Annotated in this window: 12 protein-coding genes, 2 tRNA genes and 2 other annotated features; of the genes, 8 read left to right on the top strand and 6 right to left on the bottom strand. The window is 36.3% G+C overall.

Annotated features, from left to right (window positions below):
* The first annotated feature begins 15 nt into the window (after window positions 1-15).
* A complete protein-coding gene (locus IGI58_RS02895; protein WP_429954526.1) occupies window positions 16-282 on the top strand; it encodes a hypothetical protein in 267 nt (88 codons plus the stop codon).
* 267 nt (window positions 283-549) lie between these two features.
* On the opposite strand, the gene IGI58_RS02890 is transcribed toward IGI58_RS02895, so the two are convergent.
* Window positions 550-1,452 (bottom strand): C40 family peptidase, encoded by a 903-nt coding sequence (locus IGI58_RS02890; RefSeq protein WP_429954527.1) that lies wholly within the window; start codon window positions 1,450-1,452, stop codon window positions 550-552.
* Window positions 1,453-1,817: 365 nt separating this feature from the next.
* On the opposite strand from IGI58_RS02890, the gene IGI58_RS02885 reads away from it, so the two are divergent.
* The 5 genes from IGI58_RS02885 (at window position 1,818) to IGI58_RS02865 (ending at window position 5,857) form a co-directional block, all read left to right on the top strand.
* Window positions 1,818-2,399, top strand: a complete 582-nt coding sequence (locus IGI58_RS02885; protein WP_225534217.1) for a TetR/AcrR family transcriptional regulator — start codon at window positions 1,818-1,820, stop codon at window positions 2,397-2,399.
* A 137-nt stretch (window positions 2,400-2,536) separates the two neighbouring features.
* On the top strand, window positions 2,537-3,628 hold the full coding sequence (locus tag IGI58_RS02880; RefSeq protein ID WP_429954528.1) for an ABC transporter permease: 1,092 nt from the start codon (window positions 2,537-2,539) through the stop codon (window positions 3,626-3,628).
* Window positions 3,629-3,632: 4 nt separating this feature from the next.
* Window positions 3,633-4,304, top strand: coding sequence for an ABC transporter ATP-binding protein (locus IGI58_RS02875; RefSeq protein ID WP_087641146.1), 672 nt, complete (start codon window positions 3,633-3,635; stop codon window positions 4,302-4,304).
* Between the two features lie 157 nt (window positions 4,305-4,461).
* Window positions 4,462-4,752: a hypothetical protein gene (locus IGI58_RS02870; RefSeq protein WP_087641147.1), complete on the top strand. Its 291-nt coding sequence runs from the start codon at window positions 4,462-4,464 to the stop codon at window positions 4,750-4,752.
* Between the two features lie 130 nt (window positions 4,753-4,882).
* Window positions 4,883-5,857, top strand: a complete 975-nt coding sequence (locus IGI58_RS02865) for a tetratricopeptide repeat protein (protein ID WP_225534504.1) — start codon at window positions 4,883-4,885, stop codon at window positions 5,855-5,857.
* Window positions 5,858-6,441: 584 nt separating this feature from the next.
* On the opposite strand, the gene IGI58_RS02860 is transcribed toward IGI58_RS02865, so the two are convergent.
* Window positions 6,442-6,513: transfer RNA gene (locus tag IGI58_RS02860), tRNA-Arg, on the bottom strand.
* Between the two features lie 59 nt (window positions 6,514-6,572).
* Between IGI58_RS02860 and rpoN the strand changes: the two genes are divergently transcribed.
* Window positions 6,573-7,898 (top strand): RNA polymerase factor sigma-54, encoded by a 1,326-nt coding sequence (gene rpoN, locus IGI58_RS02855; protein WP_225534220.1) that lies wholly within the window; start codon window positions 6,573-6,575, stop codon window positions 7,896-7,898.
* Window positions 7,899-8,261: 363 nt separating this feature from the next.
* Here the strand turns inward: rpoN and IGI58_RS02850 are convergent, their stop codons facing one another.
* The 4 genes from IGI58_RS02850 to IGI58_RS02835 all read right to left on the bottom strand — a co-directional run bounded on the left by IGI58_RS02850 (window position 8,262) and on the right by IGI58_RS02835 (window position 9,855).
* Window positions 8,262-8,750 carry a GNAT family N-acetyltransferase gene (locus IGI58_RS02850; RefSeq protein ID WP_225534221.1) on the bottom strand — a complete coding sequence of 163 codons (489 nt, stop codon included), beginning with the start codon at window positions 8,748-8,750 and terminating at the stop codon, window positions 8,262-8,264.
* A gap of 76 nt (window positions 8,751-8,826) precedes the next feature.
* A tRNA-Thr gene (locus tag IGI58_RS02845) sits at window positions 8,827-8,899 on the bottom strand.
* Window positions 8,900-9,098: 199 nt separating this feature from the next.
* Window positions 9,099-9,476: a DUF2752 domain-containing protein gene (locus tag IGI58_RS02840; RefSeq protein ID WP_429954529.1), complete on the bottom strand. Its 378-nt coding sequence runs from the start codon at window positions 9,474-9,476 to the stop codon at window positions 9,099-9,101.
* The gene (locus IGI58_RS02835; RefSeq protein ID WP_225534223.1) at window positions 9,448-9,855 is read right to left on the bottom strand and encodes a DUF4234 domain-containing protein; all 408 of its coding nucleotides are present in this window, start codon (window positions 9,853-9,855) and stop codon (window positions 9,448-9,450) included. Before IGI58_RS02835 ends, IGI58_RS02840 begins: the two co-directional genes overlap by 29 nt.
* 257 nt (window positions 9,856-10,112) lie before the next feature.
* Window positions 10,113-10,344: a binding site (T-box leader), on the top strand.
* A gap of 70 nt (window positions 10,345-10,414) precedes the next feature.
* Window positions 10,415-10,664, top strand: a binding site (T-box leader).
* 68 nt (window positions 10,665-10,732) lie between these two features.
* On the opposite strand from IGI58_RS02835, the gene IGI58_RS02830 reads away from it, so the two are divergent.
* Window positions 10,733-11,566, top strand: a complete 834-nt coding sequence (locus IGI58_RS02830) for a MetQ/NlpA family ABC transporter substrate-binding protein (RefSeq protein WP_429954530.1) — start codon at window positions 10,733-10,735, stop codon at window positions 11,564-11,566.
* Window position 11,567: the final 1 nt, after the last annotated feature.

The raw sequence follows: 11,567 nt of genomic DNA, 5'->3' as shown, positions 1-11,567 counted from the left end.
AGGAGGGATCAAACAATGAAAAAAAGCAGTCTATTATTATTGGGTATGGTGATTTTGGGGACGTTTAGTTTTGCAACGACAGTTGAAGCGATTGGGCGTTTTGATGAGGACGCTATGTATTCAAATGAGATGAGAGAAAGACATATGTGGAATCAAGAAAATAAAGAGCAAGGAAAGCAGCGAAATACTGAAGGCTCCCATTGGGAAAGGAGTGAGCGAAGAAATCAAATGAGGCAAAAAGCGCATCGATATTCAACTCACCCTTGCTGGTCAGCTGAATAAAAAAAAGATTCCCCCAACGAGATCGATGGAGGGAACACAAATCAAATTACACACAACCATAAAATAGCATACTTTCTCATAATTCTCAAGAATTTAGCATTTCGTATAAAAAAATGAGAGGAAAAGCTGGACGATTGTGTCTTTTATTATTTAAATTAGAATTTTTTGGAAAAACATATAAAAAAGTGCTTAGTATGAATTTGAGCCCCAAAAATTAGATTTCTCAGATCTAATTTTTGGGGCTCACTTCAATGATCGAGTAGCTAATTATAATACTCGAACAGCAAAATCTGGTGAATAAGAAGCAACGGTCGCGATCTGAACCACATCACCGGGAACCGGTGCATGAATATAGGAACCGTCTCCTGTTGAAATACCAACATGATAAGTTTCGCCATGACTGCCCCAAAAAACTAAGTCTCCTGCTTGGGCTTCAGAAACAGCGATCGTAGTACCTGCTGTTTCTTGGTCAACAGTTGTTCGGCCTAAAGTGTGACCGATTGAAGCAAAGGCAACTTGGACTAGACCAGAGCAATCAAATGCATCAGGGCCAGCAGCACCATAAACATATGGTTTACCTAAATGTGTTTTAGCTGCTGCTATGACTGCTGATCGTGTATCGGTTTGCTTATTTTGTTCGGCTTGTTGTTGTTTTGCTTGATCGATTTTTTTAGAGAGCTGTTTTTCCTGATCAGCTAGATCTGATTGTTCTTCAGTAAGCTCTCTGATCTCTGTTTGCAATTTTTTTTGTTGCTGGTTTAATTCAGCTAGACGTTCTTTTTTTTCATCTAATGGATCATTAGTCTCTTCTTTTGGAGCTGTCACAGAAGCAAAATCCAATGTCAAAGCATCAGTGGTTTTGGCTTTTGCAGGTTCAGTAACTGATCCAATTGTTTGGATATCTTGCAATTGTTTAATAGCTGTTTGTGTTTTTTGGATTTTCATTCCTATGTACGATAATTGATCCGCCGCTTCAGTTTTTTGTTCTACAGATTTTAGCTTTACTGCTTTTAATTGTGTCAATTTTTGTGAGGATTCACTAATAAGCTTTTCAGCGGCAGCTTTGTTTTGGTCAGTGGTTTCTGCCTGTGCTTGATCACTAAGAAATAAGCTAGTAGATAGCGCTATGCCTGCAATCAATAATTTGGTCAAGGTAGTGGTTTTTTTCAAAAAAATTCTCCTTTAGCATGATGTTTTCGTATGTAGTTGATGACTCGCCTAATCAAAGGCCACTAGTATTTAAACACACTCTAGAAAAATAGTCTGTAAAAGGGAGGTTAAATGTTTGTTGCTTTTTTTACAAAAAATGCACTTTTATTGCACTTTTTTTCTTTTATGTAATGTAACCGCTCTAAGATGTCAAAAACAAATCTACTTAAATCATTTGATGGTAGGCTGTCACAAAAAAACAAAGATGGCTGCTTGGTAGTCCGTTTTAGTGGTTCGTTTTTCCTTACTATCTTTTTTCTTTAAATTGATTTAAAATAGTTTAGAAAGAAAAAAGGGTCAAAGCAGGATGAAATGGAGGGATGAGGATGAAAAAAGAAACAGTATTTGATGTTACACATCAGTCGATCCTAGAAACGGCAAAAGAGCTTTTTTTAACGAACGGATACAAAAATACATCCACTCGTGATATTGCTAAAGCTGCGAATATCACACAACCTGCTCTTTACTACCACTTCTCAACGAAGGAACTTTTGTTTGTTGAGATCAACAAGCAGATCGGCAGCCAGCTAAAAACAGCGATCGAACAAATCATTCAAAAGAATGATTCACTTGAAAATCAATTGATCGATTGCACTAACGCATTATTGAATGTATACCATCGAGATATTTTTTCTTTTATCCATCAAAGTGCTGCAGAGATGGAGCCGGAGAACAAACAGCAATTGTTTCATATTTTGAATGAGTATTACTTAGAACCACTTCAAAAAGTTTTTGAAACGAGTAAAGAAACGTTGAATAGTCATGTTTCTGCTCAAAAGGCAGCCCAATTTTATCTGATGAGCTTATCGTTATTATTTTCAACAGTCCATCAACTGAGAACAGAGAATGAACGCTCAGAGCAAATCGCTGAATTGATGCAGATGGTCTTGCATGGAGTTGTTGCGTAAGGAATAGTATTTTTTTATCATATGATAAAAAAGTTGTGCTATTCCTTTTTTTATGATAATATTTTTATCAACCGATAAAAAATTGGTTTGTTTTTTTAATTGATTTTTTATCAAGTGATAAAAAAGAGGTGGATCGGATGTTTTTAGGATTAGAAGAAATGAAGTATTTCAAATTACGTTACACATTGGTTGTCGGAGTCATTGTGCTGGTAGCCTATGTCGCTTTTATGCTATCTGGATTAGCGAATGGATTGGCTCAAGGCGTTAGAAAAGGTGTAGATAATTGGGGAGCTACAAGTATCATTTTATCGGACGATGCAAATAAGAGTTTAAATGCATCCAGTTTAGTAATCGCTGATCTTGACCAGGTAGATGCAAAAATCAAAGAGCCTTTAGGGCAATATGCTGGAGCGTTGAATAAGACAGGGCAAAATAAAGAAGCAGACAAAATCAATATTTCTCTTTTTGGCGTGACTGAGAAAAGTGCGATCAAGCCAGAATTGACTGAAGGCCGCTATTTTGATAAGGCTGGGGAAATCATCGTTCCACAAAATTTAGTAGATAAAGGTATCCACTTAGGCGATACCGTAAAAATAGGAAAACTGGACAAACCATTAAAAGTTGTAGGAATAACAAAACAAAATACCTTTAGTATTGTTCCATTGATCTATACATCGATCGATCAATGGCAAGAAATCAAATTTGGCAGAATCATCGAGGGAGATCAGACACCGATCAATGGAATTGTCGTAAAATCAACGCCTACGAGTAAAATCGAGTTACACGCAAGTGATGATCATTTGGCAAAATATAAAATGGAAGATTTTATTGAAAAATTACCTGGTTATAGTGAACAGAATTTGACTTTGAACGCAATGATCTATTTTCTGTTTGTCATTACTGCAGCCATTATTGGTATTTTTATTTATGTGATGACTCTTCAAAAAACGAGTTTGTTCGGTGTGATGAAAGCACAAGGGATTTCTAATGGTTATATTATTCAATCGATCATTGCTCAAACGTTTATTTTGGGTGTTATCGGCGTAGCAATTGGGGTGATCTTGACGCTATTGACCAATTTGATATTACCTGCAGCAATGCCATTTGAATTAGATACGATGAACTTGCTCATATACAGTGTAGTATTAGTAATTGTTGCTGTGTTTGGCGGCGTCTTTTCGATTCGAACCGTTACGAAAGTTGACCCGATGAAGGCGATAGGAGGATAAAAAAATGGCTGATATTTTAGTGATGAATGATATTAGAAAAACCTTTGGAAAAGGTCATGCTGCAGTAGAAGCATTAAAAGGAGTCAATCTGAATGTTGAGGCAGGGGAATTTGTTAGCATTATTGGACCTTCAGGTTCTGGTAAAAGCACCTTTTTAACGATTGCCGGCGGCTTGCAAACACCAAGTACCGGAACCATTCAAATCAATGGCAAAGATTTTACCCATCTAAATGAAAAGAAACGTTCTAGATTGCGCTTTGAAGAGATCGGTTTTATTTTACAAGCATCCAATTTGATTCCATTTTTGACTGTGGAAAAGCAATTTACGCTGGTAGATAAAATTGAAAAGAAAAAGCCTGAAAAAGCTCGTGTCGAAGAGTTATTGGCCTCACTGGACATTGCAGATCTGATGAAAAAATTTCCTAGAGATTTATCCGGCGGGGAACGGCAACGTGTTGCGATCGCCAGAGCACTGTTCAATGAGCCTAGTTTGATTTTAGCTGATGAACCAACTGCAAGTTTGGATACAGAACATGCATATGAAGTTGTTAAACTTCTAGCGAAAGAAGCACATGAGAAAAAGAAAGCCACGATCATGGTGACTCATGATCCAAGGATGATCGAATGGAGCGACAATGTTTACCGAATTGAAGATGGTGAACTGACAAAAGAATAAGGATTGTTTAAAAGAAGGAAGTAAACGAAATGTTTATTTTCCTTCTTTTTAATTTTAAGTATAATAAAACTTGTTTTTAGGTTATGATGGGGGAGAGAAGTAAAACAGGAGTTGTTTGGAAAAATAGTCAATCAAAAGTTGAAAGCGAGGTAAAATAATGGATAATAGAGTTGAAGTAATGACATTTTCACAGTTGAAAAAACTGGTGGAAGAGCTAGAATCAAATAAAACGGTCACTGATGATACGAAGGTATTTATCGATACGGGCTGGGATAGTGTACAAGAGGTTGAGCCGAATGCACTTCATGTGGAAGAGGTCGTAGAATTCAAAGTTCAGGATGAATTGACAAAGGAATTTTATGTGGGCTATTCTTTGCTTGAAAAAGCTGAACGAATGAATGCTGAAGGAACGGCAGAAACAGCGATCATCATCCGAAATCTATATTAAAATCACCGTTTTTTTCATGTATAAATGTCTTAGAGTACGATATTTGGTTTTAAATGTACATGGTATTTATTTTTTGATATTATTTAGGCATAAAGAAATAGCTACATGAAGAATGAGCACTAGGAAGGTGGTGTTATTTTTGTCGAATAAAATTCCATTTCCAAAAAATTATGAACGATATATTGAGATGGGGCAAGAAGCACTCCAACTCGGAAATAAAGAAGCTGCACTCTCTTATTTTGAAAAAGCATATGCAATTAAACAGGATTTCCCTTTGAATCTGGTTTTGGTAAATACGTATTTGGACACAGAGAACTATGAGAAAGCCTTGTATGTGGTTTCGGAAATGCGTGAGTCCTATTTTGAATATCTGGACTATCTAGAGATCTATATTCATGTGCTGACGAAGAATCAGCTATTCCTTCAAGCGCATAGTATCATCAACGAGCGGATTTTGATGGAACAAAGCGGTGAGATGAGAAAACTTATTTCTCTGAAAAAGAAGGTCAAGCATGTTGAGTTGAAGTATCAGCAATTTGAATCCGTAAAGATCTCGGAAGTAAAAAAAGAACTAAATCAGCTGAATTTATATGATTATTATGAGCAGTTGTCTGTAATCAAAAAATCACTGAATTTACCTCAGGATGATTTTATTAGGCTTGGGAAAAACTTATTACTTGATGGACGGGTACATATTTTAGTTCGGTCATGGATTTTAGAGGAACTTGTCAAACTGCATGTCAAAGAAGAAGTAAAATTTTTGTGGAGAGATGATCAAACTTATACAGTTATTCCTGCAACGGTAGGAACGCCACTGGATTGTGCAGCATATCAGAGAATCTTGCTCTTTTTAGAAAAAGAATTGATCAATGTTGCTCCAATTTTATTAGTAGATATCACTGAAGAAATTCGTTTGCACTTTACATTATTATACCCGCTGGCAGATCAAATCATCAAAAATCCCAGATTGTGGGCGATAAGCTATATCATCTCTTACAATCAATCGATCGGTCAAAAATATCACATAGAAGAAAAAGAAGAAATCAAAAAGATTCAAAAAATACAACATGAAATTCGTTTAGATCTAGAAACGATGGTTCAGTGATAAAATATCGAGGTCGGACACTTCTGCTTCCACCTTTTATTCATTTTTTAAAGGACTGAGTCGTAACTCGTAGAGTTATGTCCCAGCCCTTTTTTGGTAAAAAGCACCTATTTTTTTTGAAGTTAATTTTAAGTAGATCAGTAATAAAAATGAAAGAAGAAAGTGGAAAAAAATTCCTCCTTGAATAAAGGTAATCACTAAATACACTGATTCTGTATCAAAAATGGTGCTTTGAGTAAAATAACGTTGAATAATAAATTCTGTGAACACTAAAAAAAGAGAAAGAACGAATAACCGTGTGTGAAGCCTCCCCAATATAACCCCTACCCTAACAAATATATTTTGAAGATTTATCATAACATAAAAATAAACGGACGTTTTATCAAATTTTGGCTATATTCATCAGAAATATGAGAAAAAAATGGGAAAAATAGTGTAGAATTATTTGTAGGGGATAAAAAAAGCATCATCTTCATGATGATGCTTAGGTGCAGTCATATTCTAAAAGATGAAAAGAAGAGACGTCATCTAAGAATAAACTGTGCTATAATGCTATTTGTAGCAGAAAATCTTGGTTGAGCAGACGCGCCCTGAGGGAATCGAACCCCCGTCTCAAGAACCGGAATCTTACGTGATATCCACTACACTAAGGGCGCAAGCACGAGTATTAGTTTAGCTGATATTTTAATAAATTACAAGGGGGATGACGAAATTAATGAAATTTGAACAGCATTTGTCCCAACAGCAAAAGCAAGTCCAAAAACTTGCTATGACCCAACAATTGCAGCAGTCGATCCAAATCCTACAGTATAACTCAGAAGAACTCAACGCTTATATAGAAACCAAGTCTCTGGAAAATCCATTGATCGATTTACAAGCGAATACTAGCCATAGTGATTTTACGAACTCTGGCAGTCGAACTTATACAAATGAAGAGCATAATTACTTAAATCAAATTCCTGACGATCAAACCTCTCTTTTTGAATTCCTGATCGATCAGATTCATTTGAATTATCGAGATACTTATTTGAGAACGTTAGTATTGTTTTTAGTGGAATTTATTGACTTAAATGGTTATTTGACCATTGATTTAGAGGAAGCAGCACGACAAACGGGAGCTACTGCTATTGAGATGTTGGATGCCTTGACCTTGATCCAGCAATTAGACCCAGCAGGCGTTGGTGCACGAAATTTGCAAGAATGTTTGATGCTGCAAATTGAACGGGATGATGCAGCGCCATCTTTAGCATACATTGTGATCGAAGAGGAGTTCGATCAACTAGCCAATCGTAAATGGCCGTCGATCGCTAAAAAATTTAAGGTCGATTTGTCTGATATTCAGAAAATTTTCGATTATATCCAAACCTTGACACCATCACCCGGTAGTATTTTTGAATCAACCTCCGGAATTTATATTCGACCTGACTTAACGATTAGAACCAAGGACAGACAGATAACGGTACTTTCTAATAAAAAGGGAGCCCCTAAGCTGCAGTTTCAACAAGCATATTTTGAACGCATGCAGGCAGTTGAAGATAAAGAAGTCCAGGCATACATTCAAGAAAAGAAAAATGAATTTGAATGGCTTGAAAAAACAATTATTCAACGGGGAGATACGATTTTAAGAGTAGGAAAAGAAATTGTCGAACGTCAGCAGGCTTTCTTTTTCAATGAAGATCGCCCGTTGGTGCCAATGACGCTCAGAGAAATCGCAGAAACTCTTGATATTCATGAATCAACGGTCAGCCGTGCAGTAAATGGAAAATATCTGGAAACATCTTTTGGTGTTTTTGAATTACGTTCCTTTTTTTCTCATGGTCTAGCCAATGAAAGCACTGGAGAAGAGACGTCAACGAGCAGTGTAAAAAGGCAATTACAGCGTCTTGTAGATAATGAAAATAAAGCAAAACCGCTGTCAGATCAAAAGATCGTCGACTTGTTAAAAGAGCAGGACATTGACATATCGCGAAGAACAGTGACTAAATACCGCGAAGCACTGGGTATTCCTGCCTCCTCTAAGAGAAAAAGGTATGATAAATAGAAGAGGCTTAGACAAAAGCATTTAAATGAGAAAAACAAGTCCTTCAATCCTTAGTATCTTTGATACTTAGAGATTTGCTAGCTGATTAGATCGGAACAAAATGAAGTAGGTACTGTGCAATACTGTTTATCTGCGACGTGTTTTTGACGAGAAAGCATCAGCACATTCGTCGTTGTGTTTTACAGCAATAAGAAGGAGCTGCTTTTGTATCGCCATTTATTAAAAATTAAAGGGACTGGAACATAACTCTGCGAGTTACGATCCAGTCCCTTTTTAAAACGAATAAACGGTGGAAGCAGAGGTAACGCCCTCTTATTTCTCGGATATGAATTCTTACATTGTATCCTTTTTTTTATTTAGGAATCATGGTTTCCAAATCAAATGTTCTGAAGGGAGTCCTTCTTCAATTCCCAGCCAAACAGAGTCAAAATGATGTTTTTGGAGCAGGTGTTTTGATGCACCATTATTTGGATCGATAATAGCATAAACCGTAGCTTTAGAAAGTCTGTCTGAATGCGTGATTTTGGTAAGCAAATCGGTAATGATCTGGTGCGCATAGCCCATTCCCCAATACTCAGGCAGAAGCATATAGCCGATTTCGATTTTCTTTTCTTTATCCCAAGATAATTTAGCAAAACCGATATAAGTGGATCGATCATAGACTTTATAATAGCCAGTGTGATCACTGTGCAAAGCGTTGTAAGCAAGTATTTTTTGAAAATTTTCTGCGGCTTCATTATCTGTCTCGGCTTTTTCTGTGATATAACGCATCACACGAATATCTTGACAAAGCTGTTTATATAATTGTAGATCACTCGTTTCATAAAAACTGAGCGTGAGATCCTTTTCCATAGATTACAGCCTCCCATAATATAGAAATAAATAAAAAAAGTAATCACTCTAAAAAAAGAGTACTACTAAATAAAAAAGCCACCTGCCGGGCTTGAACCGGCGACCCCCACCTTACCATGGTGGTGCTCTACCAGCTGAGCTAAGGCGGCAATATTACTGGAATACAGATAACAGATTACCGTAGATTAGAATGTTTGTCAACGGTTTTTCAATAGAGTAAAATTTAGTCGCAGATAAGTTATTTAGGGAAAGAGCAAAAAGATCAGAAAGAAGTACGATACAAAAGATGTTTAGATATTTTTACTTTTTGATATCGTACCTCAAAATTGTACGGGTTGTAACATCTAATTAGTGTATATAGGTTGTTATCCAGCGAAGCACTGTGGCACTTAACGACTGCGCATTGAAATCCATTGGTGCTGTAGTTGGAAAAAATAAGGTCAGCCGGATAATATACACAAGAAAAAACAATCCTATAACACTAAAAATAACGTTATGATTAAGACAAATTCGATTAAATAAGGGAACTTTTTTTCTAAAAACGATGATCACAAAAATTATTGGTATTAGCCAAAACAATGGATGATAATAAAAAGCCCCTTTTAAATCTAGCTGAAAAAAATGAATGAATGCTCTTGTCATACCACAACCAGGACAAGGAACACCAAACAAATGTTTGAAAATACACAGTTCTATATTATTCGTCCATTCCAGTACTGTAGCCATCACGATCACCAGTTTCAAGTTTTTCCCAGAAACGGTTTAGGTCAGCTTGCAAAATGCCCATAGAAATAATTGAAAAGCCAAAGATTGAAAGAACAAGTAAGACGATTTTGTTATCAACAATTGGTCGAACATTTTCTCTAGCTTGACTTTCTACAAACATACTACCGATCTTATACCACCAGTAAAGAGTGTAAATACCGCAAGTAATGATGGAAAGTAATACAACTAATCCTGGATTTGTTGTTTGATCTTCATTGACTTCACAAAGCTGACGCGTTACATCATACATCCAAAATAGTGAATAAATGCCACATGTGATAAAAGATAATAAAATAATTAATGGGACTGATTTTTTGTTCGCTTGATACGAATAATTCATTTAATAACCTCCATATTTGTAGTTTTTTTCTTTATTTGGTCGAGTATCAAAAAATAACTGCACGTTAAATGACCATACCTCAACCTGTTGCCTCCCTTTGAGAAAAGTATAACAAAGTAAGAGTAGTATGACTAGGGATTTTTGAAAGTGATTCATTATTTTTTACTCTATTTTCTAATAGCCTTCACTATGAAGAAAAAAAGTATTTGACAGCTCAAATTTTTTCAAGTAGAATACGATGTAACAAAAAGAAAATAGACAGTCCGTTGAAGAGAAGAGTAAATTTGGGCGCATTTCATAGAGAGTCTCGGTTGGTGAAAAGAGATAGATGCAGAAGGATTGAAGATGGCCTCTGAGGATAAGTTGTTGATAAGTAAGCAGCTTCGGGCAGCACCCGTTATCCTAGCAGCAAGTTGATTGACTTGATTAAAGAAAAGTAATGAAGATTACTTTAAAACAAAGGTGGTACCGCGATTATTCGCCCTTTACTAGCACAGGCTGGTAAAGGGCTTTTTTTGTTCTTTGGCGGAGAAGGCAGAATCAGTAAGACAATTTTATAGACAACGCAATGAGATGGAAAGTACAGCTGGAATTTTATCTAACAGAGAGCTTGGGTAGCTGAAAACAAGCGATAAATGAAATCTGGAAAATGGCCATTGAGCAGCGCTTCGAGTGAATAGTTCATAAGACAGCGACGGGAGCACCCGTTATAGTGCTAAAGTATACTCAAAAATTTTGACGTACTTGATGAGGGTATCTATGTGAATGGATACTAAATAGAGGTGGTAACACGCAAAAGCGTCCTCAAATGTATAATTTTATGCATTTGAGGACGCTTTTTCTATTTTTAGCTAAAAAGTAAAAGGAGGAACGTTAAATGAAAAAAAGGATGTTGATGACACTATTGATTCTAATAGGTGTAGCCACTGTTTCCGCTTGTAGTAGCAATCGTAGCTCTACTGAAACGAAAGATAAAATCATTAGAGTGGGTACCTCACCTGGTCCATATAGTGAATTATTTTTAGAAGCTGTGAAACCAATATTAGAAAAACAAGGGTATCAAATAAAGCAAAATGAGTTTACAGAATTGATTCAGGCAGACATCGCGTTGGCGGAAGGGACGATCGATTTGAATGTAGATCAGCATACCGCTTATCTCAATAACTTCAATGAAAACAAGGATGCTCATCTGATCGGCATCACACCGATTCCAACAGTAGCAGCAGGTCTATTTCCAGGTCGAAAAAGTCAGTTAGAGGATGTTCAGAAGAAAGATAAGGTTGGAATCCCAGATGATCCATCTAACACAGCTCGAGCGTTCAATCTTCTGCAAAAGGCAGGTTGGATCGAATTGAAAGAAGGTATAGATTCCGTCAAAGCAACAAAAAATGACATTGTAAGCAATCCGAAAGAACTAGAATTTGTAGAAATGACTTCTGCACAAATTCCGAGAAGTTTAGAAGATCTAGATTTTGCGGTTATTCCAGGAAGTATCGTCTACAGTGCAAAACTTGATCCAAAAGAAAGCCTACTTTCAGAAGATGTGTTAAAAGAATATGAACTAGTCGCAACGATCGATGAAAAAAATAAAGAGAGCGATTGGGCAAAAGCAGTTGTTGATGCCTATCACTCCAAAGAATTTAAAACCTATTTAAATGAACATAACCAAGAAAATTATTGGTTTGTTCCAAAAGAATTGCAGGAGGATTAAA

The organism is Enterococcus sp. AZ020 (assembly GCF_050499205.1).
Lineage (GTDB): Bacteria > Bacillota > Bacilli > Lactobacillales > Enterococcaceae > Enterococcus_L > Enterococcus_L dunnyi.
Note: the sequence above shows the minus strand (reverse complement) of the source record. Positions and strands in the feature narration are given on the sequence as shown.

Excerpts from the sequence above, each read along its gene's own strand:
- IGI58_RS02895 (WP_429954526.1), top strand. The coding sequence starts at position 16 with ATGAAAAAAAGCAGTCTATTATTATTGGGTATGGTGATTTTGGGGACG.
- IGI58_RS02885 (WP_225534217.1), top strand. The coding sequence starts at position 1,818 with ATGAAAAAAGAAACAGTATTTGATGTTACACATCAGTCGATCCTAGAA.
- IGI58_RS02880 (WP_429954528.1), top strand. The coding sequence starts at position 2,537 with ATGTTTTTAGGATTAGAAGAAATGAAGTATTTCAAATTACGTTACACA.
- IGI58_RS02875 (WP_087641146.1), top strand. The coding sequence starts at position 3,633 with ATGGCTGATATTTTAGTGATGAATGATATTAGAAAAACCTTTGGAAAA.
- IGI58_RS02870 (WP_087641147.1), top strand. The coding sequence starts at position 4,462 with ATGGATAATAGAGTTGAAGTAATGACATTTTCACAGTTGAAAAAACTG.
- rpoN (WP_225534220.1), top strand. The coding sequence starts at position 6,573 with ATGAAATTTGAACAGCATTTGTCCCAACAGCAAAAGCAAGTCCAAAAA.
- IGI58_RS02850 (WP_225534221.1), bottom strand. The coding sequence starts at position 8,750 with ATGGAAAAGGATCTCACGCTCAGTTTTTATGAAACGAGTGATCTACAA.
- IGI58_RS02840 (WP_429954529.1), bottom strand. The coding sequence starts at position 9,476 with ATGGCTACAGTACTGGAATGGACGAATAATATAGAACTGTGTATTTTC.
- IGI58_RS02835 (WP_225534223.1), bottom strand. The coding sequence starts at position 9,855 with ATGAATTATTCGTATCAAGCGAACAAAAAATCAGTCCCATTAATTATT.
- IGI58_RS02830 (WP_429954530.1), top strand. The coding sequence starts at position 10,733 with ATGAAAAAAAGGATGTTGATGACACTATTGATTCTAATAGGTGTAGCC.